17 protein-coding genes and 1 pseudogene are annotated in these 24,116 nt (G+C 71.4%); 6 read left to right on the plus strand and 12 right to left on the minus strand.

The window, feature by feature from the left end; translation table 11 throughout:
* Positions 1-24 precede the first annotated feature (24 nt).
* From ACQP17_RS07540 to metH, 4 genes are all read right to left on the minus strand, one after another.
* Positions 25-1,623, minus strand: a complete 1,599-nt coding sequence (locus ACQP17_RS07540; RefSeq protein ID WP_433855557.1) for an ABC transporter substrate-binding protein — start codon at positions 1,621-1,623, stop codon at positions 25-27.
* Positions 1,624-1,712: 89 nt separating this feature from the next.
* A complete protein-coding gene (locus ACQP17_RS07545; protein ID WP_433855558.1) occupies positions 1,713-3,320 on the minus strand; it encodes an ABC transporter substrate-binding protein in 1,608 nt (535 codons plus the stop codon).
* Positions 3,321-3,683: 363 nt separating this feature from the next.
* The gene (locus tag ACQP17_RS07550; RefSeq protein ID WP_433855559.1) at positions 3,684-4,397 is read right to left on the minus strand and encodes an HAD family hydrolase; all 714 of its coding nucleotides are present in this window, start codon (positions 4,395-4,397) and stop codon (positions 3,684-3,686) included.
* A 196-nt stretch (positions 4,398-4,593) separates the two neighbouring features.
* Entirely contained in the window at positions 4,594-8,121 is a 3,528-nt protein-coding gene (gene metH, locus ACQP17_RS07555; protein WP_433855560.1) for a methionine synthase, read from the minus strand.
* 261 nt (positions 8,122-8,382) lie between these two features.
* Here metH and ACQP17_RS07560 point away from each other — a divergent pair, with 261 nt between their 5' ends.
* The 5 genes from ACQP17_RS07560 to ACQP17_RS07580 all read left to right on the plus strand — a co-directional run bounded on the left by ACQP17_RS07560 (position 8,383) and on the right by ACQP17_RS07580 (position 14,267).
* Positions 8,383-9,147 carry an IclR family transcriptional regulator gene (locus ACQP17_RS07560; protein ID WP_364877834.1) on the plus strand — a complete coding sequence of 255 codons (765 nt, stop codon included), beginning with the start codon at positions 8,383-8,385 and terminating at the stop codon, positions 9,145-9,147.
* A 229-nt stretch (positions 9,148-9,376) separates the two neighbouring features.
* Positions 9,377-10,165, plus strand: coding sequence for an MIP/aquaporin family protein (locus tag ACQP17_RS07565; RefSeq protein ID WP_433855561.1), 789 nt, complete (start codon positions 9,377-9,379; stop codon positions 10,163-10,165).
* A gap of 49 nt (positions 10,166-10,214) precedes the next feature.
* Entirely contained in the window at positions 10,215-11,765 is a 1,551-nt protein-coding gene (gene glpK / locus ACQP17_RS07570) for a glycerol kinase GlpK (RefSeq protein WP_433855562.1), read from the plus strand.
* Positions 11,766-11,767: 2 nt separating this feature from the next.
* Positions 11,768-13,372, plus strand: coding sequence for an FAD-dependent oxidoreductase (locus ACQP17_RS07575; RefSeq protein WP_433855563.1), 1,605 nt, complete (start codon positions 11,768-11,770; stop codon positions 13,370-13,372).
* A 223-nt stretch (positions 13,373-13,595) separates the two neighbouring features.
* The gene (locus tag ACQP17_RS07580) at positions 13,596-14,267 is read left to right on the plus strand and encodes a FadR/GntR family transcriptional regulator (RefSeq protein ID WP_433855564.1); all 672 of its coding nucleotides are present in this window, start codon (positions 13,596-13,598) and stop codon (positions 14,265-14,267) included.
* A 47-nt stretch (positions 14,268-14,314) separates the two neighbouring features.
* Here ACQP17_RS07580 and ACQP17_RS07585 read toward each other — a convergent pair.
* The 3 genes and pseudogenes from ACQP17_RS07585 to ACQP17_RS07595 all read right to left on the minus strand — a co-directional run bounded on the left by ACQP17_RS07585 (position 14,315) and on the right by ACQP17_RS07595 (position 15,768).
* Positions 14,315-15,149 (minus strand): annotated as a pseudogene (locus ACQP17_RS07585) (amidohydrolase family protein).
* 176 nt (positions 15,150-15,325) lie between these two features.
* The gene (locus ACQP17_RS07590) at positions 15,326-15,580 is read right to left on the minus strand and encodes a hypothetical protein (RefSeq protein WP_433855565.1); all 255 of its coding nucleotides are present in this window, start codon (positions 15,578-15,580) and stop codon (positions 15,326-15,328) included.
* A 17-nt stretch (positions 15,581-15,597) separates the two neighbouring features.
* A complete protein-coding gene (locus tag ACQP17_RS07595) occupies positions 15,598-15,768 on the minus strand; it encodes a hypothetical protein (RefSeq protein WP_433855566.1) in 171 nt (56 codons plus the stop codon).
* A 261-nt stretch (positions 15,769-16,029) separates the two neighbouring features.
* Here ACQP17_RS07595 and ACQP17_RS07600 point away from each other — a divergent pair, with 261 nt between their 5' ends.
* Positions 16,030-17,145 (plus strand): PAC2 family protein, encoded by a 1,116-nt coding sequence (locus ACQP17_RS07600; RefSeq protein ID WP_433855567.1) that lies wholly within the window; start codon positions 16,030-16,032, stop codon positions 17,143-17,145.
* Between the two features lie 57 nt (positions 17,146-17,202).
* Here ACQP17_RS07600 and ACQP17_RS07605 read toward each other — a convergent pair whose 3' ends face one another.
* From ACQP17_RS07605 to ACQP17_RS07625, 5 genes are all read right to left on the minus strand, one after another.
* Positions 17,203-20,259, minus strand: a complete 3,057-nt coding sequence (locus ACQP17_RS07605) for an NPCBM/NEW2 domain-containing protein (protein WP_433855568.1) — start codon at positions 20,257-20,259, stop codon at positions 17,203-17,205.
* A gap of 141 nt (positions 20,260-20,400) precedes the next feature.
* Positions 20,401-21,630 (minus strand): cysteine--1-D-myo-inosityl 2-amino-2-deoxy-alpha-D-glucopyranoside ligase, encoded by a 1,230-nt coding sequence (gene mshC / locus ACQP17_RS07610; RefSeq protein ID WP_433855569.1) that lies wholly within the window; start codon positions 21,628-21,630, stop codon positions 20,401-20,403.
* A 141-nt stretch (positions 21,631-21,771) separates the two neighbouring features.
* Positions 21,772-22,704 (minus strand): SCO1664 family protein, encoded by a 933-nt coding sequence (locus ACQP17_RS07615; protein ID WP_433855570.1) that lies wholly within the window; start codon positions 22,702-22,704, stop codon positions 21,772-21,774.
* A complete protein-coding gene (locus ACQP17_RS07620; protein WP_433855571.1) occupies positions 22,668-23,258 on the minus strand; it encodes a DUF3090 domain-containing protein in 591 nt (196 codons plus the stop codon). The genes ACQP17_RS07615 and ACQP17_RS07620 overlap by 37 nt, the downstream gene beginning before the upstream one ends.
* Before the next feature lie 120 nt (positions 23,259-23,378).
* Positions 23,379-24,077, minus strand: a complete 699-nt coding sequence (locus ACQP17_RS07625) for a histidine phosphatase family protein (RefSeq protein ID WP_433855572.1) — start codon at positions 24,075-24,077, stop codon at positions 23,379-23,381.
* Positions 24,078-24,116: the final 39 nt, after the last annotated feature.

Consider the following 24,116-nt stretch of genomic DNA (forward strand, 5'->3'; position numbering starts at 1 on the left):
CCCGCCGTCGTGTGTGCGGGCCGCTCAGGCCTCGGCGGACTTGCCGATCTCCCAGAACCGGAAGACGGTCGAGGAGTCCAGGGTCCACTGCAGGCCCGAGACGCCGTCCCGGGCGACCGCGTACTGCTTGCCCTGCCATATCGGTATGACCGGCACGTCCTGGGCGATGATGTTCTGCAGCTCCCGGAAGGCGGGCTTGGTGGCGCCGCGGTCCGGCTGGTCGGCCGTCTTGGGCAGCAGACGGCCGGTGATGGTGGGCGAGCTGTAGTGGTTGGACAGGACGCTGTCCTTGCCGAAGAACGGCTGGGTGAAGTTGTCCGGATCCGGATAGTCGGGGATCCAGCCCTTCACGTAGACGCCGAACCGGCCGGCCTCCACGCCTCGCTCGTACTCCTTGGTGGGCACGCTGCGCACCTTGGCGTCGAACAGACCGCTGGCGTTGAGCTGCTTCGCGATCTCCTGGAAGGCGGGGACGGTGCCGGGGCCGAACCGGTCGGGGGTCGCCCACAGGGTGAGCGGCACCTTGCCCCGGTAGCCGGCGGCGCGCAGTGCTTCCTTGGCCTTGTCGGGCTTGGGCTGGTCGCCGTAGGTGTCGAAGAAGGCGGTGCTGTGGCCGGTGATGCCGGCCGGGACGACCGAGTACAGCGGTTCGGCGGTGTGCTGGTAGACGTCCCGGACGAGCGAGGAACGGTCCAGGAGGTAGGCGATGGCCTTGCGGACCCCGAGCTTGCCGGCGACCGGGTCGTGGAGGTTGAAGACCAGGTGCATCACCTCGGCGCTGCCGCCCTCGACGACCTGGGTGCCGTGCTGCTGCTTCAGGGAGGCGCCGTCCAGGGCGGCGATGTCCTTCATGGACAGGCCGCGGTAGGCGACATCGACCTCGCCCTTCTCCACGGCCTTCTTCAGCTTCTCGGCGCCGTTGAAGAACTTCACGGTCATCCCGGAGTTCTTGGCCTTCGCGGGGCCCTTGTAGGAGCCGTTGACCGCGAAGACGGCCTTGTCGGGGCCGTAGTCCTTGAGCGTGTAGACGCCGGACCCGGTGGCCTTGCCGTCGCTGCGCAGCCGGTCGGCCGGGTAGTCGGCGTGGTCGACGATGGAGCCGGCACCCGAGGCGATCTTCATGGGGAAGGTGGCGTCGGGCGTCTTCAGGTGGAAGACCACGGTCTTCGCGTCCGGGGTCTCGACCTTGTCGAGCGCGGCGAACATCACGGCGGGGCCGTTCTTGTCCTTGATGCGCCGGGTGCGGTCGAAGGAGAACTTGACGTCCTCGGAGGTCAGCGCGTCACCGTTGCTGAACTTGAGGCCGTCCTTGAGGGTGCACCGGTAGGTCGTGCTCCGGCCGTCGGTGAACGAGCAGCGCCGGGCCGCTTCCGGCTCGGGGGTGGTGCCGCCCTTGGGGAAGCTCAGCAGCGACTGGAAGACGTTGTTGAACAACAGCCACGAGTCGGGGTCGTAACCGGCCGCCGGGTCGGTGGCCATGGTCGTGTTCGTCATCCCCATGACCACGGGCTCGCCGTTGCCGGCCGCTTCCGGGTCGTCCGTGCCGCACCCGGCGAGCGCGAGCAGAGCTGTCGCCAGCCCCGCTCCGATCGGGGCAGCCAGCCGCGGGTCACGCTTCCTCACTAAGTGTTCCTCACGTTCTGGGTGGTGCCTGTCGGGCCGCGGTGCGGGGACCGCGGCGGATGTCTGCCGCGTCTGCCGGATGCGCATGGTCAGTCGGCCACGCCGCGGCCGAGCTCCCACATCTGCAGCGACGAGGAGGAGTTGAGGGCCCATTCCACGCCGGTGACGTCGTCGCGGGCGGCGACGTACTGCTTGCCCTGCCACAGCGGGATGATCGGGACGTCGTCGGCGAAGGTGTCCTGGGCCTGCTTGAAGCCGGCCGCGGCGGCGTTGCGATCGGTCTGCTGCCGGGTCTGGGGGATGACCTGGGACTCGATCGTGGAGCTGCGGTAGGGGGAGTTGAGGAAGTTCCCCTTGCCGACGAACGGTGCGATGTAGTTGTCCGCGTCCGGGAAGTCGGGGAACCAGCCCATGCCGTAGGCGGCGTACTTGCCGGCCGTGGAGTCGGTGCGGAACTGCTGCCAGCCGTCGATGCCCTTGATGTCGACGTCGAAGAGCTTGCTCTGGTTGAGCTGGCGCTGGAGCGTACGGAACTCCTGGACGGTGCTGGAGCCGTAATGGTGGGTGGTGTACGTCAGCGTGAGCTTCACCGGGGTGTTGATGTGCGCCTGCTGCAGGGTCTTGCGGGCGGCGGAGACGCTGGGGTTCCCGTACTTGGTGAAGAAGGAGTTGATGTGGCCGGTGAGGCCGGTGGGGACGATCGAGTAGAGCGGGTCACCGGTGTAGGAGTAGACGTCCCGGACCAGCTGGGAGCGGTTGACCAGCTGCGCCATCGCCTGCCTCACGGCCTTGTCGGACACCGCCGAGGCCTTCGTGTTGAAGGCGAGGTAGCGGATCTCCTGGCCGGGCATCTCCTGCAACACGATGTGGTTGTTGCGGGAGTTCTCCAGGCCCCGGACCTGGGTGGGCGACAGACCACGGTTCATCAGGTCGATCCCGCCCGAGCGCAGCGCCTTCTCCATGGCGCCGGAGTCGTCGAAGAAGCGCATCTCGACGGTCTCGCTCTTGGGCTTCTCCCCGCCCTTGTACGAGGGGTTCTTGGTGAAGACGGCCTTGGTGACACGGCCCTTCTTGCGCTCGGTCTTGAGCGTGTAGGGGCCGGAGCCGACCACGTTGAAGCCGTTGTAGAGGCGGGTCTTGGGGTAGACCTCGCTGTCGACGATGGCGGCGGCCGGCGTCGCGAGCTTCTGCGGGAAGGTCGCGTCGGGCTTCTTGAGGTGGAAGACCACCTCGGAGTCGCTGGGCGCCTCGACCTTGTCGATGCCGCTGAGCAGCGACACCGGACCGTTGCCGTCGTTGATGGCACGCATCCGGTCGATGGAGAACTTCACGTCCTGCGCGGTCAGGGCGTGGCCGTTGGAGAACTTCAGGCCGCTGCGCAGGGTGCAGCGGTACTGCTCGTTCTGGGTGTCGCGGAACCCGCAGGACTCGGCCGCCTCGGGCACGGGCGCGGTGCCGGTCCGGGGCAGGCGCATCAGGGTCTGGAGGGTGCTGCGCAGCACGTTCCAGGCGTCGACGTCATAGGCCTGTGCCGGGTCGAGGGGGGCGGGTGCTGCCTTGGTCGCCTCGATCTGGGAGGCGACTCCCACGACGATGGGATTGCCGCCGTCGCCCGAACCGCCCGAACCGCCGCAGGCAGTGAGAACGGGGGCCAGGAGTCCGGCCAGCGCCGGCAGCACCAAGGTCTTGCGATTCATCGTCGGCAGGTTCCTTATCAGCGCAGAGGTGTTGCTCGCGTCGAGATTAGTAGGAACGGCCAGCCGCGCTGAGACACAAAGGAGTTGAATCGATATGGCGTATGGATAACGGGGGTGGCAGAACCGATATCCGGATGGGGGAACGATTCGCGCGTTGCTCCACCAATCCGGACACTTACCCCCGTAGAAACCCCCCGGGAAGCCCCCTGGATCACCTGATGGCCCCGCTGTCGACGGGCTGGCGCGTGAGAAACGTCACGCATTCACGGTCCCGTGACGCCGCCGCAATTCGATCAGCGCATTCGTCACGGAAAATGAGCGGGCCGTTCCCCTCGGTTCCCGGGGGCTTTCTCCGGGACACGCTCAGTGCACGGCCCGGCGGCTTTCCGTGATGAGCGTCCGGAGAAATGGGAGATCGACTTCTTCCAGCGACGGCACGATCGTGCGGCCCGCGGCCGGGGGCACCGGCGCCACCGACGGCACCGCGACGACGGGGCAGCCCGCCGCCTCACCTGCGGTCACGCCCGTCATGGTGTCCTCGATGACGGCACAGCGCGCCGGGTCCACACCCAGCCGCGCGGCGGCGGTCAGATACGGGTCCGGGTGCGGCTTGGTGCGCGGCAGGTCGTCGCCCGCCAGGGTCAGCCGGAAGTTCTCCCGGCCCAGGGAGCGCAGCATCTGGTCGACGATGGCGCGGTGCGAGGCGGAGACCAGCGCGGTGGGCACGTCGTGGGCGGCGAGTTCGGCCAGCAGCCGGCGCGCGCCCGGCATGAGCGGGACGCCCCGGCCGATCCGGGCCAGGAAAGCGGCGTTGAGCAGCACGCTCAGCTCGGTCAGGCTGAGGTCGACGCCGGTGACCTGGAGGAGATAGCCGGCGCTGCGGGTCATCGGCCCGCCGACGACGACCTCGCGGTGGGCGTCGTCGAGGATGTGCCCGAGTTCGGCGAAGACCTCCGCCTCGGCCTCCCACCAGAAGCCCTCGGTGTCGACGAGGGTCCCGTCCAGATCGAGGAAGACGGCCTGGAGGGTCGCGGCTTCGGCCGTTCGCGGGCCGACTGCGGGGATGCTGCTGGTCATCCATCCACCTCCGTTGCCACGTCCCCGAAGGGACGAAAGGGCCGGCCGCCCACCCCGGTGGGGGGAACGACCGGCCACTACCGGACCGACAAGTGTACGACGGCGCGCACCGGAATGCGTGGTGTGCCTGGTCACGGTTCTCCGGGGGCGGCCGCGGCCCGGGCGCGCGGCCCGGACCGTCTCCGTGCCCGGCCGGCTACCGTGCGTTGAAGTACTTGGCCTCCGGGTGGTGGATCACGATGGCGTCGGTGGACTGCTCGGGGTGGAGCTGGAACTCCTCGGAGAGCTCGACGCCGATCCGCTCCGGCCGCAGCAGGTCCGCGATCTTCGCGCGGTCCTCCAGGTCGGGGCAGGCGCCGTAGCCCAGCGAGAAGCGGGCGCCGCGGTACTTGAGCGCGAACATGTCCTCGACGTCGGCCGGGTCCTCGCCCGCGAAGCCCAGCTCCGCGCGGACCCGGGCGTGCCAGTACTCGGCGAGTGCCTCGGCCAGCTGGACGGACAGGCCGTGCAGTTCGAGGTAGTCGCGGTAGGAGTTGGCCTCGAAGAGTTCGGCGGTGGCGGCGCCGATCCTCGAGCCGACGGTGACGACCTGGAGGCCGACGACATCGGTCTCGCCGGACTCCTCCGGGCGGAAGTAGTCGGCCAGGCACAGCCGGCGGCCGCGGCGCTGGCGGGGGAAGGTGAAGCGGGTGCGCTCGGTGCCGTCCTCGTTCAGCAGGATCAGGTCGTCGCCCTTGGAGTGGCACGGGAAGTAGCCGTGGACGACCGCGGCTTCGAGGAGGTTCTCGGTCTGGAGCTTGTCCAGCCAGCCCCGCAGCCGCGGCCGGCCCTCGGTCTCGACCAGCTCCTCGTACGTCGGCCCGTCGCCGGTACGGGCCTGCTTGAGGCCCCACTGGCCCTTGAAGAGCGCGCCCTCGTCCAGCCAGGACGCGTAGTCGGCGAGCTGGATGCCCTTGACGACCCGGGTGCCCCAGAACGGCGGCTCGGGCACCGGGTTGTCGAGGGCGACGTCGGAGCGCACCGCGCCCTCGGGCTCCTCGACCTCCGGTACGGCGGTGTCCCGCTTGGGCACCCGGCGCTGCTTGAGCTCGGGGAGGGTGGCGCCGGGCACTCCGCGCTTGACGGCGATCAGGGCGTCCATCAGCCGCAGGCCCTCGAACGCGTCGCGGGCGTAGCGGACCTCGCCCTCGTAGATCTCGTGGAGGTCCTGCTCGACATAGGCGCGGGTGAGGGCGGCGCCGCCGAGGATGACGGGGAAGTCGGCGGCCATCTTGCGCTGGTTGAGCTCCTCCAGGTTCTCCTTCATGATCACCGTGGACTTCACCAGCAGGCCGGACATCCCGATGACATCGGCGCGGTGCTCCTCGGCGGCCTCCAGGATCGCCGAGACCGGCTGTTTGATACCGAGGTTGACCACGTTGTAGCCGTTGTTGGAGAGGATGATGTCGACGAGGTTCTTGCCGATGTCGTGCACATCGCCGCGGACGGTGGCCAGCACGATGGTGCCCTTGCCCTCGTCGTCGGACTTCTCCATGTGCGGCTCCAGATGCGCCACCGCGGTCTTCATCACCTCGGCCGACTGGAGCACGAACGGCAGCTGCATCTGGCCGGAGCCGAACAGCTCGCCGACGACCTTCATCCCCTCCAGCAGGGTCTCGTTGACGATTTCCAGCGCGGGACGGTCCACCAGGGCGGCGTCGAGGTCGGCCTCCAGGCCGTTCTTCTCGCCGTCGATGATCCGGCGCTGGAGCCGCTCGTCCAGCGGCAGGGCGGCCAGCTCCTCGGCCTTGCCGGCCTTCAGGGACTTGGCGGTGGCGCCCTCGAACAGCTCCATCAGCTTCTGCAGCGGGTCGTAGGCCGGCTCGTCCCCCTGCGCGGGGCGGCGCCGGTCGTAGACGAGGTCGAGGGCGGCCTGGACCTGCTCCTCCTCCAGCCGCGCGATCGGCAGGATCTTCGAGGCGTGCACGATCGCGGAGTCCAGACCGGCCTTGACGCACTCGTCGAGGAAGACGGAGTTCAGCACGATCCGGGCGGCCGGGTTGAGGCCGAAGGAGATGTTGGAGAGGCCGAGCGTGGTCTGCACGTCCGGGTGGCGCTTCTTCAGCTCGCGGATCGCCTCGATGGTGGCGATGCCGTCCTTGCGGGACTCCTCCTGGCCGGTGCAGATCGTGAACGTCAGGCAGTCGATGAGGATGTCCGACTCGTGGATGCCCCAGTTGCCGGTCAGGTCCTCGATCAGCCGCTCGGCGATGGCGACCTTGTGCTCGACGGTACGGGCCTGGCCCTCCTCGTCGATGGTCAGCGCGATCAGCGCCGCACCGTGCTCGGCGGCCAGCGCGGTGACCTTCGCGAAGCGCGACTCGGGCCCGTCGCCGTCCTCGTAGTTGACGGAGTTGAGGACCGCGCGGCCGCCGAGCTTCTCCAACCCGGCCTGCAGGACGTTCAGTTCGGTGGAGTCCAGCACGATCGGGAGGGTGGAGGCGGTGGCGAACCGGCCGGCCAGCTCCTCCATGTCCGCGACGCCGTCGCGGCCCACGTAGTCGACGCACAGGTCGAGCATGTGGGCGCCCTCGCGGATCTGGTCGCGGGCCATCTCGACGCAGTCGTCCCAGCGGGCCTCCAGCATCGCCTCGCGGAACTTCTTCGACCCGTTGGCGTTGGTCCGCTCACCGATCGCCAGATACGAGGTGTCCTGCCGGAACGGCACCGTCTGGTAGAGGGAGGCGGCGCCCGGCTCGGGGCGCGCCGTACGCGCGGGCGGGGCGATGCCGCGCACCCGCTCGACGACCTGCCGCAGATGCTCCGGCGTGGTACCGCAGCAGCCGCCGACCAGCGAGAGGCCGTACTCGGCGACGAAGGTCTCCTGCGCGTCGGCCAGCTCACCGGCCGTCAGCGGATAGTGCGCGCCGTTCTTGCCCAGGACGGGCAGGCCCGCGTTCGGCATGCAGGCCAGCGGGACGCGCGAGTGGCGGGCGAGGTAGCGCAGGTGCTCGCTCATCTCGGCCGGGCCGGTGGCGCAGTTCAGGCCGATCATGTCGATGCCCAGCGGCTCCAGCGCCGTCAGCGCCGCCCCGATCTCCGAGCCCAGCAGCATGGTGCCGGTGGTCTCGACGGTCACCGAGCAGATCACCGGGAGGTTGGCGCCGGTGGCCTTCAGGGCGCGGCGGGCGCCGAGCACGGCGGCCTTGGTCTGCAGCAGGTCCTGCGTGGTCTCCACCAGCAGCGCGTCCGCACCGCCGGCGATCATGCCCTCGGCGTTCTGCTGGTAGGCGTCGCGCAGCGTCACGTAGGGGGCGTGGCCCAGGGTCGGCAGCTTGGTGCCCGGGCCCATCGAGCCCAGGACGTAGCGCTGCTGGCCGGTGGAGGCGGTGAACTCGTCCGCCACCTCGCGCGCCAGCCGGGCGCCGGACTCGGACAGCTCGAAGACCCGCTCGGGGATGTCGTACTCGGCCAGCGCGGCGAAATTCGCGCCGAAGGTGTTGGTCTCGACGCAGTCGACGCCGACCGCGAAGTACTCCTCGTGCACCGACCGCACGATGTCCGGCCGGGTGATGTTGAGGATCTCGTTGCAGCCCTCCAGCTGTTGGAAGTCCTCCATGGTCGGATCCTGCGCCTGCAGCATGGTGCCCATCGCGCCGTCCGCGACGACCACCCGTGAGGCCAGGGCCTCGCGGAAGGATTCGACGCGGGTGCTGCTGATGGGCGATGGCGTGTTCGAGGCCATGGAGATGCTCCCGTGGTTGCGACGGCTGTCGGCTTTGCACCCTCCTCCAGAGAGCGCACCCGGCCAGCCTAGCTGCCGGTCCGGTACACGTGTTCCCCGTTCCACGCCCTGGACAGCACTGCGCCACCCCACTGCGGGCACCGGGCGTGATCGTTGACAGACTCCAGCTTCTCTCACCGAGTCGCGTCAGTTCGCTGACTCCAGTCGGCATGGACCGATATCGTTCAGCATTGTCGAACCGCTCACTTCGGAGGTTGCCCGATGGCACGCACCATCCAGTCGCTGGAGCGCGCCGCAGCGATGCTGCGGCTGCTCGCAGGAGGGGAACGGCGGCTGGGACTCTCCGACATCTCCTCCTCGCTGGGACTGGCCAAGGGCACGGCCCACGGGATCCTGCGGACGCTGCAGCAGGAGGGCTTCGTCGAGCAGGACGCCGCCTCCGGCCGCTACCAGCTGGGCGCCGAGCTGCTGCGGCTGGGCAACAGCTACCTGGACGTGCACGAGCTGCGCGCCCGCGCCCTGGTGTGGACCGACGACCTGGCCCGCTCCAGCGGCGAGGCCGTCTACCTGGGCGTGCTGCACCAGCAGGGCGTACTGGTCGTCCACCACGTCTTCCGGCCGGACGACAGCCGGCAGGTGCTGGAGGTGGGCGCGATGCAGCCGCTGCACAGCACGGCGCTGGGCAAGGTGCTCTCCGCGTACGACCCGGTCGCGCACAGCGAGGTCGTCGAGGCGGAGCGGGCGGCGTTCACCCCGCGCACGGTGACCGGCCTGGGGGACTTCGAGGGGCTGATGGACCTGACCCGGGCGCGCGGCTGGTCGGCGGACGTGGAGGAGACCTGGGAGGGCGTGGCCTCGGTGGCCGCGCCCATCCACGACCGGCGGCGGATGCCGGTGGGTGCGGTGGGGATCACAGGGGCGGTCGAACGGGTCTGCCAGGACGGCGAACTGCGGCCGGAAATCGTCGCTGCCGTGAGGGATTGCGCACGTGCGGTGTCCCGTGATCTTGGCGCAGGGCGATTCTGACCGGATTCGCCCCATAAGTTCACCTAAGTTTTTGGCCACGGAACCCTTGACGGGGTTCTGACGGTGAACAAAACTGCCGTTCGTCGGTCGGCATTGTCGAACACCTAACGGCAATATTCGCTATGGTGGGGCATTGCCGCGGGCCGATCACCGCCCTCTAGGAGGGCGCGGACCACCGGACGGGACCCGGGGTCCGCCTTCCCCTGGACGAAGGACAAAGGAGTCGCGGGTGTCCAGCTCCGACATCTTCATCAGCGAGACCATCGGTACCGCTGTTCTGATCTTGCTCGGCGGTGGCGTCTGCGCCGCCGTCACATTCAAGCGCTCCAAGGCGTTCAACGCCGGATGGGTCGCCATCGCCTTCGGGTGGGGCTTCGCCGTCCTCACTGGTGCCTACATCGCCGCGAAGTCCGGCGCCCACCTCAACCCCGCGGTCACCATCGGCCTCGCCATCAAGGGCGCGATCCAGTGGAGCCAGGTGCCGGTGTACTTCGGCGGCGAGATGCTCGGCGCCATGATCGGCGCCGTGCTGGTGTGGATCGTGTACTACGGGCAGTTCCGTGCGCATCTGACCGACCCCGAGGTGCTGGCCGATCACTCCGGCCACGAAGGCCTGGTCGACCAGGCCACCGCGCCGCAGGCCGGCCCGGTGCTGGGCATCTTCTCCACCGGCCCGGAGATCCGCAATGCCGTGCAGAACCTGGCCACCGAGATCATCGCCACCGTCGTGCTGGTGCTCTCGATCCTGACGCTCGGTCTGAGCGACAACGGCAAGGGCGTCGGCGTCATCGGCACGCTGCTGGTCGCGCTGGTCGTCACCGGCATCGGTCTGTCGCTGGGCGGCCCGACCGGGTACGCCATCAACCCGGTCCGCGACCTCGGTCCGCGCATCGTGCACGCGTTGCTGCCGCTGCCGAACAAGGGCGGTTCAGACTGGGGCTACGCCTGGATCCCGGTCGTCGGCCCGCTGATCGGCGGCGCCATCGCCGGAGGCATCTACCAGGTGGCGTTCGCCTGAGCCGCCTGACCGCCCCGTCCGCCCGCACCGACTTCTTGGAGCACACACCATGAGCGACACCCCCAGCACCTCCTCCCACGGGCACGGTCCGTTCATCGCGGCCATCGACCAGGGGACGACCTCCAGCCGCTGCATCGTCTTCGACAAGGACGGCCGGATCGTCTCGGTCGACCAGAAGGAGCACGAGCAGATCTTCCCGAAGCCGGGCTGGGTCGAGCACGACGCCACCGAGATCTGGACCAACGTCCAGCAGGTCGTCGACAGCGCCGTCCACAAGGCCGGGCTGAGCGCCGCCGACGTCAAGGCCATCGGCATCACCAACCAGCGCGAGACCACCGTGCTGTGGGACCGCACCACCGGTGAGCCGGTCCACAACGCCATCGTCTGGCAAGACACCCGCACCGACGCGCTCTGCAAGGAGCTCGGCCGCAACGTCGGCCAGGACCGCTTCCGCCGCGAGACCGGCCTGCCGCTGGCCTCGTACTTCGCCGGCCCGAAGATCCGCTGGCTGCTCGACAACGTCGAGGGCCTGCGCGAGCGCGCCGAGCGCGGCGACATCCTCTTCGGCACGATGGACTCCTGGGTCATCTGGAACCTCACCGGCGGCGTCGACGGGGGTGTGCACGTCACCGACGTCACCAACGCCTCGCGCACCATGCTGATGAACCTGCACGGCCTGCGGTGGGACGAGAAGATCCTCACCTCGATGGACATCCCGGCCGCCGTGCTGCCGGAGATCAAGTCCTCCGCCGAGGTCTACGGCCACGCCGCCGGCGGCGTGCTGGCCGGCGTCCCGGTCGCCTCGGCGCTCGGTGACCAGCAGGCCGCGCTGTTCGGCCAGACCTGTTTCGAGCAGGGCGAGGCCAAGTCCACGTACGGCACCGGCACCTTCATGCTGATGAACACCGGCCACGAGCCGGTCAACTCCTACAACGGGCTGCTGACCACCGTCGGCTACCGCATCGGCGACGAGCAGCCGGTCTACGCCCTGGAAGGCTCCATCGCCGTCACCGGCTCGCTCGTCCAGTGGATGCGCGACCAGATGGGCCTGATCAACAGCGCGGCCGAGATCGAGACCCTGGCCAGCACGGTCGAGGACAACGGCGGCGCGTACTTCGTGCCGGCCTTCTCCGGCCTGTTCGCCCCCTACTGGCGCTCGGACGCGCGCGGCGTCATCGCGGGCCTGACCCGCTACGTCACCAAGGCGCACATCGCGCGCGCCGTGCTCGAGGCCACCGCCTGGCAGACCCGCGAGATCACCGACGCCATGACCAAGGACTCCGGCGTCGAGCTGACCGCGCTCAAGGTCGACGGCGGCATGACCTCCAACAACCTGCTGATGCAGACCATCTCGGACTTCCTGGACGCGCCCGTGGTGCGCCCGATGGTCGCCGAGACGACCTGCCTCGGCGCGGCCTACGCGGCCGGACTGGCCGTGGGCTTCTGGTCCAGCACCGACGAGCTGCGCGCCAACTGGCGCCGGGCCGCCGAGTGGACCCCCCGGATGGATGCGGCCACCCGTGACCGCGAGTACAAGAGCTGGCTCAAGGCTGTGGAACGTTCCATGGGCTGGCTCGATGACAGCACTGTCGAGGAGTAAAAATGAGCACCCTGCAGAGCGCCCCGGCACTCGGGACGCACCCGGCCAATGGTTCGCACGCGAGCCGCGCCGAGACTCGGGAGCAGCTTTCCAAGGCGACGTACGACCTCCTGGTGATCGGCGGCGGCATCCTGGGCATCTCCACCGCCTGGCACGCCGCACAGGCCGGACTGCGGGTTGCCCTGGTGGACGCCGGTGACTTCGCCGGCGCCACCTCCTCCGCCTCCTCCAAGCTGCTCCACGGCGGTCTGCGCTACCTGCAGACCGGCGCGGTCAAGCTGGTGGCGGAGAACCACTTCGAGCGGCGTGCGGTGTCCCGTCAGGTGGCACCGCACCTCGCCAACCCCCTGACCTTCTACCTGCCCGTCTACAAGGGCGGCCCGCACGGCGCGGCCAAGCTGGGCGCGGGCGTCTTCGCCTACTCGGCGCTGTCCGCGTTCGGCGACGGCGTCGGCCACGTCATATCCCCGGCCAAGGCGCAGCGTGACGTGCCGGAGCTGCGGACGGACAACCTCAAGGCCGTGGCCGTGTACGGCGACGACCAGATGAACGACTCCCGGATGGCCCTGATGACCGTCCGTGCGGCGGTCGCGGCCGGCGCCACGGTCCTCAACCACGCCGAGGTCACCGGGCTGCGCTTCACCCAGGGCCGGGTCACCGGCGCGGAGCTCAAGGACCGCATGGAGGGCGAGGAGTTCGGCGTCAACGCCCGCCTGGTCCTCAACGCCACCGGCCCGTGGGTGGACCACCTGCGCAAGATGGAGGACGCGAACGCGGCCCCCTCCATCCGCCTGTCGAAGGGCGCGCACCTGGTCCTCAAGCGCACCGCCCCCTGGAAGGCCGCGCTGGCCACCCCGATCGACAAGTACCGCATCACGTTCGCCCTCCCCTGGGAGGACATGCTGCTGCTGGGCACCACGGACGAGGAGTTCGAGGGCGACCCGGCGGATGTCGCGGTCACCGAGAAGGACACCGCCCAGATCCTGGACGAGGCGGCGTTCTCCGTCCGTGACCAGCAGCTGTCGCGCGATCTGATCACGTACTCCTTCGCGGGTCTGCGGGTGCTGCCCGGCGGCCCCGGCGACACCTCCAAGGCCAAGCGCGAGACGGTCGTGACCGAGGGCAGCGGCGGCATGCTGTCGGTGGCCGGCGGCAAGTGGACGACCTTCCGGCACATCGGCCGAACCGTCATGAACAAGCTCGCGGCGCTGCCCGGCCACCCACTGGCCGAGGACATGGAGCCGATCGCGCACCTGCCGAAGAAGCTCCCGCTGCCCGGTATCGCCAACCCGAACGCGGTGGCGCACCGGCTGCTCATCGACGGCGGCACGCCCGGCCCGCGGATGGCCCCGGAGACCGCCCGGCACCTCGCCACCCACTACGGTTCGCTGTCCTTCGACATCGCCCGGCTGGCGAACGAGAACCCGGCGCTGGCCGAGCGCATCCACCCCGACGCGCCGGAGATCTGGGCGCAGGTCGCCTACGCCCGCGACCACGAGTGGGCCGAGACGGTCGACGACGTGCTGCGCCGCCGCACCACCCTGACCATCCGCGGCCTGGACACGGAGGACGTCCGGACCAAGGTCAAGGACATGCTGGAGGGCTGAGCACGGCGCCGGCGGCGCCGGCGGCCGACAGTGCGTCACGGTGACGTACGGCCTCTGACGAGGGGGCGGTCCACACGGGCCGCCCCCTCGCCGTCTCCCCCGCCGGACCGTCGTTCCCCTCGTGGTCCGCGGGCCTCACCGGCCATACTGGACTCAGACATCGGAGGTCTGAGCCGGGCGTCCGGAGGGCGAGATCCGGGCGGATCCGGACGGGGAGGTCGGCATGACGGTCACCGACGAGGCCATCGGGAAGATCAAGGGCATGATCGTCTCCGGCGCGCTGCGGCCGGGCGACCGGCTGCCGAGGGAGAGCGAGCTGGCGGCCGAGCTGGGCCTGTCCCGCAACTCCCTGCGGGAGGCGGTGCGCGCGCTCTCCCTGATCCGCATCCTGGACGTGCGCCAGGGCGACGGCACCTACGTCACCAGCCTGGACCCCACGCTCCTGCTGGAGGCCATGAGCTTCGTGGTGGACTTCCACCGCGACGACACGGTGCTGGAGTTCCTCGCCGTGCGCCGGATCCTGGAACCGGCCGCCACGGCCATGGCGGCGGGCCGGATCCAGGACGGGGAACTGGACGCCCTGGAGGCCCGGTTGAACGCGCTGGGGCCCTCCCCGTCCGTCGAGGAGCTGGTCGCCTGCGATCGGGAGTTCCACCGCGGGATCGTCGCGGCCACCGGCAACTCCGTACTCTGCTCCCTGCTGGAGGGGCTGTCCGGGCCGACCACCCGGGCCCGGGTCTGGCGGGGACTGGCCCAGAAGGACGCCGTGGTGCGCACCCTCGCCGAACACCGGGCGATCCTCGGGGCGCTGCGCGAGGGGGACGTGGAGGCGGCGCGGGCCTGGGCGACGGTGCACATCGCCGGCGTGGAGGAGTGGCTGCGCTCCTCGCTGTGACCTCCCGTAGGGGGTGTCCGCCCCGCGCTCCCGCCGGGCGGACACCCCTACGGCGCCCCGATCCCGTACACCCGCCCGGCCGTGCCGCCGAAGACGGCCGCCCGCTCGGCCTCGGTGAGCCGGCCGGTGGCCGCCTCCGCGAGGGCGACCACGTCCTCGTACCCGACTGGCCGGCGTGCACACCGGCCAGTCGGAGCCGAACATCACCCGGCCGGGGCCGAAGGCGTCCAGCACGTGCCGGGCATAGGGCAGGATCTGCTGCGGCCGCCAGGCCTCCCCGTCGGCCTCGGTGACCAGGCCGGACAGCTTGCAGCTGACGTTCGGCAGGGCGGCCAGCGCGGTGATCGCGGCCGCCCACGGCTGCCAGTCGCCCTTCGCCACGGCCGGTTTGCCGGCGTGGTCCAGGACGAAGGCCAGCTGCGGCAGGGCGCGGACGGCGGCGTGCGCGGCGGGCAGTTCGCGCGGGGTGACCAGCAGGTCGTAGACCAGCCCGGTGTCGGCCAGGGTGCCCAGGCCGCGCAGGACGGCGGGGCGGGTGAGCCAGTCGGGGTCCGGTTCGTCCCGCACCCGGTGGCGGACGCCCACGAGACCGGCCGGCAGCGCCGCCAGCACCCCGTCGAGCGCCGGGTCGCACAGGTCCGCCCAGCCGACGACTCCGGCGACCGGCCCCTCCCCCGCGGCGAGGGCGAGCAGTTCGGCGGTCTCCTCGCAGGAGGTCGAGGACTGGACCACGATCGTGGCGTCGATGCGGTGCCCGGTCAGAAGCGGGGTGAGGTCGGACAGCGAACGGCTGCGGCGCATCGGATCGGCCCGGGGCGCTTGCGTCCACGGCTGACCGCGCCGGCTCGGGTCCCACAGGTGGTGATGGGCGTCGATACGCATCAGGGGTGCGCTCCGGGGCGGACTCGGTGGTGCAGGGGCAGCGGCGGATCGGGGCCGAGCGGGCCGCGGGCGACGAGCGTATGCCACGACGCGTCCCGGATCCGCGGGGCGGCCGGTGTGAGCGGCCCGTCGAACTCCGCGCAGAACGCGTCGAGTTGCCGAGTACCGCCGAGCAGTTAGGCGGGGGTGGGAGGGAAGTTGCGGGGCGCGCCCTGTGCCGGGTGCGCCCGCAGGCCGGATTGGTCGACCCCGCCGACGGTGACGGAGGTGCCGCGCCGGACACACACCGGCAGCAGGTCATCGACGGCGGTGCGCTCCGGCAGGGTCCGACGGCCGGAGCCGCCGCAGCAGCCGCCACCGGTCGTCAGGGCCGAGCCGGTCGGGCGGCGGACGGTGAGGTGGGGCGCGAGCGGCCGGATCGCGGCGGTCATGACCTCGTGGCCGCGTCCTAGGGTGAGGCGGCGGCCGTGCCCCTGCGGGCCGCCGGTGGCGCGGAGCACGTCGTGGGCGGCAGGGTGGTCGGGTCCGGGTGCATGGCGTCCGAGCCGTCGAGCCGGTGCGAGGTGGGGAAGCGGATGTCGTGGCATGCGAGGGCGGTGAGGGTATCGGAACCGGCCATGCGCATGCCCCCTGAGAGGGTGGGGAAGAACATCGGACCTTTCCGGGTCATCCGATGTATAGGCCTTCGCGCGAGGCGGAACCCCACCTATGTACGGGAGTTGGGCGGACAAAACCCCGGACAGGTCGGATGAATCATCACCGCTTCCCGGAAAGGGGCTGCAGAGGGGCACCACGGAAGCCGTAGTGTTGGGACCGCACGCAATGGAACTGCTGCCGGCGGCCGCCCCAGGCGGCCGGACCGGTCGGAAGGAGGCGCTGGGTGATCGAGCTCGAGGGGGTGCCCGAGCTGATCGACCCGGTCATGGTGGCCGCGTTCGAAGGCTGGAACGACGCCGGCGACGCCGCCTCCGCCGCGGTCGCGCATCTGGACCGGGAGTGGAAGGGCGAGGTCTTCGCCGCGCTCGACGCGGAGGACTACTACGACTTCCAGGTGAACCGTCCCACCGTCTTCCTGGACGGCGGCGTACGCAAGATCACCTGGCCCACGACCCGGCTCTCCGTCGTCCGTGTCGGCGACGCGAACGGCAAGGGGCGCAAGCGGGACCTCGTCCTGGTCCGCGGGATCGAGCCCAGCATGCGCTGGCGCTCGTTCTGCAACGAGATCCTCGGTTTCGCCCATGAGTTGGGGGTGGAGATGCTGGTGGTGCTGGGCTCGCTGCTCGGCGACACCCCGCACACCCGCCCGGTCCCGGTCAGCGGCGTCACCTCCGACGCGGAACTCGCCGGCCGGCTGGATCTGGAGGAGTCGCGCTACGAGGGCCCGACGGGCATCGTCGGCATCCTCCAGGAGGCGTGCACGCATGCCGGCGTCCCGGCGGTGAGCCTGTGGGCCGCGGTGCCGCACTACGTGTCGCAGCCGCCCAACCCGAAGGCCAGCCTCGCCCTGCTCAACCGCCTGGAGGACCTCCTCGACGTGCGGATCCCGCTCGGCGAGCTGAGCGAGGACGCGCGGGCCTGGCAGCTGGGCGTGGACCAGCTGGCCGCCGAGGACAGCGAGGTCGCCGAGTACGTCCAGTCCCTGGAGGAGGCGCGGGACACCGCGGACCTCCCGGAGGCGTCCGGCGAGGCCATCGCCCGCGAGTTCGAGCGGTATCTGCGCCGCCGGGACCCGCAGACCGGCCCCGGCGTGGCGACCGAGGGCGGGCTCACCGACAGCTCCTTCCACCGCGACCCCGCCGGCGGCCGCACCCGCCCGCCCCGTACGGCGCCCAAGGAGCCGCGCGAGCACCGCCCCGGCGACGACACCGGCACCGGCCCCCAGGAAGCGGGCCCCGACAAGGGCGCCGCGGACTCCGGCGGCGCGGCCCCGGCGGGCGGCGCGGACGCCACCGACTCCGCGACCCCGGAGGACGGCTCCGAGGACAGCGGGAGCTGACCCCGTGCGCCGGGCGCCGGACCGGCCGTCATGCCGGCCCGGCGCCCCGCTCGGCACTCAGCGCGCACAGTGCAAGCGCGCCCCCGCCCAGTCACCGTGATCGCCGGACTTCTTGCCGTCGGTGTCGGTCACCTTCAGCCGCACGTGCCGGGCCCCGGCGAGCGGCACGTCCACCGCCACCGGCGCCGAGGCCCCGGTCATCGTGGGTGAAGTCCACCGCACCTTGCCGTCCGCCTCCACCGAGAAGGCGACCTCGCCGTAGTCGGCGATCTCGTCGTCGATGCCCACGTCCGCGGTGAGGGACGTGCAGCGCCCGCCGGTGAAGAACTCCAGGTCCGAGTCGGCGTGCGCCCCGATGCCCTTGGCGTAGGTCTTCCCGGCGAGGGTGAGCCGGGCACCGTCCGCCGCCCCCGACTCCCCGTTGCTGCGGTCGCGTTCGGCCGGACCGTACCCGTTGGCGGCGCTCAGCCACTCCAGATCGCTCGCCCAGGTGTCCCCGGCGGGCGCCCGCGGCACGGCCCGTACCCCGAACCGGTGGACCGCCGTCCGCCACGCCCCGGCCGCGCGGTAGCGGACGGTCGCGGTGACGGTGACCGGGTCCGCGCTGACGGCGTCCCGGGGGGCGGTGAGCGTCTGTGTCTCCTGCCGGGTGGTGCCGGCCGCGATCCGCCGCCGGTGCGCCGGCGCCGAGACGGTCCAGCCCTCGGGGGCGGACAGCGCCACCGAGACGTCCCGTGCGTCACGGGTGCCGGCGGTCACGGCGGTCCGTACGGCCGTCGGCGCGCCCTTGGTCACCTCTTGGCCGCCGGGGGTGTCCACGACGGCAGCGGCGCCCGGTGTCCGGCCGCCGACGGCGCTCGCGCCCTTCAGCGTCAGGGCGAAGGCGCGGGCGGTGGTGCGGGTGGCGGTCTTGATCTGTACGACGCCCGCGCGGTCCGCGGGGTCGTAGCGCCACCCCTCGCCGGCCGCCCGGAACGCCCGCGCGGAGCGCAGCTGTTGCAGCGGCCGCCCGGCCAGTTCGACGGCGCGCGGCGCGTCCCCGGTGTGCACACTGAAGCGGTAGGGCCGGGCCGTCTGCTTGCCGTGGTACGCGCCCCGCAGGGCGCCCACCTCGATCCGCACGTCGCCGCCGCCGGAGCGCGGCGCCCTCACCCGCACCCGCTGGGTGGCACTGGCGCCCGACCGGTGCGCGCGGGTGACGCCGTCGTCCTCGTAGAGCGTGAAGGAGGAACGGCCCTGCGGATAGACGTCCCAGGTGAGCGGCGAGTGCGCCGTGCGGTCCTGGTAGGACCTGATGCCGGGCCACATCGGGACGGCGGCGCCGGCCCGGACGAACAGCGGCAGGGTGTCCAGCGGGGCGCTGTAGCCGTTGACGGTCGTCGGGCCCCGGTAGACGCGGCCGGACCAGTAGTCGGTCCAGGTGCCCTTCGGCAGGTAGATGCCGTCGCGGGTGTCGGTGTCCCGGTAGACGGGTGCGACGAGGAAATCCCGCCCGGAGAGGAATTCGTACTTCGCCGCGTCGGTGCCGGCTTTCGGGTCACCGGGGTATTCGAGCCACAGCGGACGTACCGGACCGACGCCGGTGCGGGTCGCCTGGGCCGCGTGGGAATACATATAGGGCAGCAGCGACTCCTTGAGCTTCAGGTATGTCCGGTTGACGGAGGTGTAGGGCTCGCCCTGTCGGTAGGGCTGTTTGTCGGCGGCCGCCCAGCCGTCCATCGTCATCATCGCCGGGAGGAAGGACTTCCACTGCAGATCGCGGGCGTACGTCTTGGGGCTGCCGCCGAAGATGCCGTCCACGTCGCCGGTCGTATAGGCCAGTCCGGACATCGTCGCGCCGGCATAGGTGGGTATCTGCCAGCGGATGTAGTCCCAGCTGCCGCTCTGGTCGCCGGACCACTGGACGCCGCAGCGCTGGGCCCCCGACCAGCTCTCCGGGGCCCAGGTGAAGCCCCGCGCGTCGCTGTTGTCCTCGATGCCCCGGTAGGCGTCCTTGCAGCCGTCCAGGGCGAATTTGTAGCCGTCGCCGACCCAGGCGACATCGAGTTTCGCGATCCGCTGGCCCGCCTTCACCTGGTCGGCGAGTTTCGCGATGCCGTCCTCGGTCCACAGCCCGAGTTTCATCTTCCGCGCGGCCAGGCCCTGTGCGGTCTCGGCGAGCTGCTCATAGCCGCAGCCGTAGCCGTCGTTGACCAGCATCCAGCCGTTGGGCAGGTCGTTCTCCGGATATCCGTCGGCGACCTTCAGCGCGTCGAGGGTGTGCCGCTCGCCGCGGTTCGCGTTGTGCAGATAGCAGTCCGAATCGCCGATCTCCAGGCCGTACAGCGGGGGCAGAAAGGGCTTTCCGGTCAGCGAGGTGTACTGACCTATGACGTCCTTGGCGCTGGGCCCGGCGAAGTAATAGGCGTCGAAGCGCCGTTCCCGCGCGCTCGTCGTCACCGGGTCCCGGAAGGCGTAGGTGTTGGGCACGTAGGTGTTGCGGAAGACGCCGTAGCCGGCGGAGGAGAGGTAGAAGGGGACGGAGTTGGGGTGCCCGCCGTCGTCCCAGTGGTAGTCCACCCCGACCTCGGTGGTGTGGCCGCGGTGGGAGGTGTTGCCGCGGCCGTTTTGCATGCCGGCGCCGTAGAACTGCTCGTCGGCGCCGCGCGCGAGGGTCTGGGTGGTGGAGGTGTCGTCCCAGCTCAGCCCCTTCGTCTCGGACCACACCAGGGAGCCGTCGGCCCGCCGCAGCTCGAAGCGCAGCGGCGCCTTGAAGGCCCGCAGGGTGACCTGGGAGGTGCTGAGTTCATAGGCGTCCCCGGCGTCCCGCCAGTGGGTGGCGGGCGGTGCGCCCTGGGGCAGCACGATGTCCTTGCCGGTGGGATCGGAGAAGGTGCCGTCGGGGGCGAGTTCGAGACGGAAGGTGCGCGGGGTGACGAAGCTGACGCGGGCCTCGGCGCGGCCCGCGTGCAGACGGTAGACGGGCCCGTCCGCCGCGAAGCCGGTGATGTCGCCGACGGTCCATGCGGGCGCCCGGCCGTCGGCCCGTACGCTGCCCGCCGGCCCGGCGGCCGTCAGCGCGAGCCCGAGCAGCGCGGCAACGACCGCCGCCCGCAGTCTGGTTGGTGTCCTCATGACCGCAAGCTCTAGCCCGCCCGCGGGGCCCGCCACCATGGACTCTTGCGGCGGACTGCTGGATTTCCGGTGCCCGGCCCACGCGAAGGGGCGCCCTCACCGGCCGGTGAGGGCGCCCGTGGGAGCGCGGAGGGCAGGGTGTTACAGGGCCACGCCGAGGAGCGCGTCGACCGCACGGGAGGCGAGCCCGGGGGCGCCCTCGTCGGTGCCGCCGCCGTCCTGCTGGGCCGCGGCCCAGCGGTCCACGGCCGCCAGCGCCGCCGGGGAGTCCAGGTCGTCGGCGAGCGCCGTACGGATCTCCTCGACCAGGGCGTCGGCGGACGGGCCGTCGGGACGGGAGACGGCGGCACGCCAGCGCGCCAGCCGCTCCACGGCCTGCTCCAGCACGGCGTCGGTCCACTCCCAGTCGGCCCGGTAGTGGTGGGCGAGCAGCGCCAGCCGGATCGCGGCGGGGTCGGTCCCCGCGCGCCGGACCGTCGAGACGAAGACGAGGTTGCCCTTGGACTTGGACATCTTCTCGCCGTTCAGGCCCACCATCCCGGCGTGCACGTACGCCTTGGCGAACGGGTGCTCACCGGTGAGCGCCTGGGCGTGCGAGGCGCCCATCTCGTGGTGCGGGAAGGCGAGGTCGGAGCCGCCGCCCTGGACGTCGAAGCCCATGCCGAGGTGGTCCAGCGCGATGGCGACGCACTCGATGTGCCAGCCGGGGCGGCCGCGGCCCAGCGAGCCGCCGTCCCAGCTCGGCTCGCCGTCCCGGGCCGCCATCCACAGCATCGGATCGAGCGGGTTCTTCTTGCCCTCGCGCTCCGGGTCGCCGCCGCGCTCGGCGGACAGCAGCCGCATCGCCTCGGCGTCCAGCCGGGAGACCTCGCCGAAGTGCGGGTCGGACGCGACGGAGAAGTAGATGTCGCCGTCCAGCTCGTAGGCGGCGCCGGCCTCCCGCAGCCGTTCCACCAGCGGGACGATGCCGGGTATCGCCTCGACCGCGCCGATGTAGTGGCGGGGCGGCAGCATCCGCAGGGCCGTCATGTCCTCGCGGAAGAGGGCGGTCTCGCGCTCGGCGAGCGCCGTCCAGTCGTCGCCGGTGGCCACGGCCCGCTCCAGCAGCGGGTCGTCGACATCGGTGACGTTCTGCACGTAGTGCACCTGGCGCTTCGTGTCGAGCCACACGCGCTGAACCAGGTCGAACGCGTTGTAGGTCGCCGCGTGCCCCATGTGGGTGGCGTCGTACGGCGTGATGCCGCAGACATAGATACGGGCGACGGGACCGGGGGCGAGGGTCACCCGTCCGCCGGTCGCGGTGTCGTGGATCCTCAGGTCGCGGCCCTGACCGGGCAGGGCGGGGACCTCAGAAGCGGGCCATGCATGCATGCCCTGAGCCTAACCGGACGGACGTTCCGCATACGAACCGGACCGGGACTCTTGGCCGGAAAAGCGGTCTTGTGTTCGACGGACGGGCGTGCCACGAGGCGGCTCGGTTCCCCGCCCGGTGCCCACCCCGTGCCCGTCCGGTCAGACGGGCGGCCAGGGGATGGCGGGCCACTCGCCGCTCGGCTCCGGGTGCCGGCCACTGTCCAGCAGCCGGGCCACCCGCGCCCGCAGCGCCTCGGTCTCCCGCTCCGTGATCAGTTCGGCCAGTCGGGCGGCGAGCGGCCCGCCGTCCGCCAGCGACGTGCGCAGGTCCCGCAGGACCGCGAGCGCCTCCTCGGTCAGCGGCTCCCCCGCCCATCCCCACAGCAGCGTGCGCAGCTTGTCCTCGGCGTGGAAGGAGACGCCGTGATCGATGGCGAAGAACGTTCCGTCGGCGCCGGGCAGCAGATGGCCGCCCTTGCGGTCACCGTTGTTGATCACCGCGTCGAGCACCGCGAGCCGCCGCAGCCGCGGGTCGTCGGCGTGTACCAGCAGCGCCGTGCCGCCCTCGCCGGTCTGCGCGAGGCCCACCGCCTTCCAGCCCGGCCCCGGCTCCTCGCCGTCGACCAGGGCCAGCAGCTCGGGCACCGCGTCGTCGCTCTCCGGCGCCTCGATCCACTCCTGGACCATACCGGTGCCGTACGGCCCCTCCCGCAGCACCGTCGGGGGGATCAGGTCCCAGCCGCAGGCCCGGGAGACCTCGTACGCGGCCACCTCGCGCTGGGCGAGGGTGCCGTCGGGGAAGTCCCACAGTGCGCGCTCGCCGGCGACCGGCTTGTAGACACAGGCGCCGCCGGTGCCGTCGTGGGCGACCGTGCAGTAGAGCACCGCGTTGGACGCCTCCTGGATGCGGCCGCGCACGGTCAGCTCCCCTTCGGCGAGGAGGACGCGCGGATCCGGGGCGGCGGACGGCGCGGCCGGTCGTGCCCTTGACGGGGACTGCGGATCGGCGGGACCGGGCAGCGGCGCGGCCGGGCGGGCGGCGGGCTCCATGGCGCTCAGGCGTCCCGCCGGTATCCGTTCTGGCGCGGGCATACGTGTCCCTCCGGGTCGAGCGGCAGGCTGCACAGCGGACACGGCGGGCGGCCGGCGTTGACGACCTCCAGCGCCCGCTTGGCGAAGGCCCTGGCCATGGTGCCGGTCAGGCGCACCCGCAGCATCGGCGGACCGTTCTCGTCGTCCTGGAGCAGCCGCTCCTCGGCGTCGGCCAGCTCCTCGTCGTCGTCCGCGTCCAGCTCGACCAGGGCCTGCGCCTCGACGATCATCCGCTCGTCCTCGCCGTCCCAGGCCAGCGCCATCGTGCCGACCCGGAATTCCTCCTCGACCGGGCTCTCCAACGGGGCGGCGTCGGCCAGCTCTGCGGGCGAGACCGCGGGCACCGGAGCGTTGCCGCCGCTGCGCCGTACGACCTCGTCCAGCAGCTCGTCGATCCGCTCCGCGAGGGCCGCGACCTGGGTCTTCTCCAGGGCGACGCTGGTGATGCGGCCGGCCGCGGTGGCCTGGAGGTAGAAGCTACGGCGGCCAGGCAGCCCGACCGTACCGGCCACGAAGCGGTCCGGCGCGTCGTAGAAGAACACCTGACGGGACAACGTCCTGCTCCGATTGCTCGACTGCGGGGTCACTGCGGTCGCTGCACGTCCTGCGGTCACTGCGCGGATCGCAGGGGCGTGGCGGGCAGCGCCGTCGCACCACCCTACTGCGCCGACTGATCACGCTGCTCCCGCACCACCACCGACGGCCGCGTCCCGGTCGGCCGCCGCGGCGCCGCCGTCCTCCCTGGGCGCCAGCGAGCCGAAGTCACCGGTGTCCCCGAGCCGTACGAGGTAGGGGCGCAGCCGCGTGAAGCGGATCGCGGTGACCGAGCAGGGCTCGACGGAGATCCGCTGGAAGAGGTCGAGGTGCATGCCCAGGGCGTCGGCGACCAGCGCCTTGATGATGTCTCCGTGCGCGCACATGGCGTAGGTGGCCTCGGGGCCGTGCGTCTCCTCGATCCGGGCGTTCCAGTCGCGTACCGCGTCCACCGCCCGTGCCTGCATGGCCCGCATCGACTCACCACCGGGGAAGGCGGCCGCGGAGGGGTGCCGCTGGACGATCTCCATCAGCGGCTCGTCGCCCAGTTCGGCGAGTTTGCGGCCCGACCAGTCGCCGTAGTCGCACTCGTTGATCCGGTCCTCGATGTGCAGGGGCAGCCACGGCCGGGCGTCCAGCAGCGGCTGCACGGTCTCCCGGCAGCGCTGCAGCGGGCTGGAGACGACGGCGGTCAGCGGGACCTGGGCCAGGCGGGCGGGCAGCGCGGCGGACTGGGCGGCGCCGCGCTCGTCGAGGGCGACTCCGGGCGCCCGCCCGGCGAGCACCCCGGCGGTGTTGGCGGTGGAGCGGCCGTGCCGCACCAGGATCAGCGTGGGCATGGCCGCCAGCCTACGTTCCGCGGACGTCTTTCTGGCAGG

The organism is Streptomyces kronopolitis (genome assembly GCF_050953795.1).
Lineage (GTDB): Bacteria > Actinomycetota > Actinomycetes > Streptomycetales > Streptomycetaceae > Streptomyces > Streptomyces kronopolitis_A.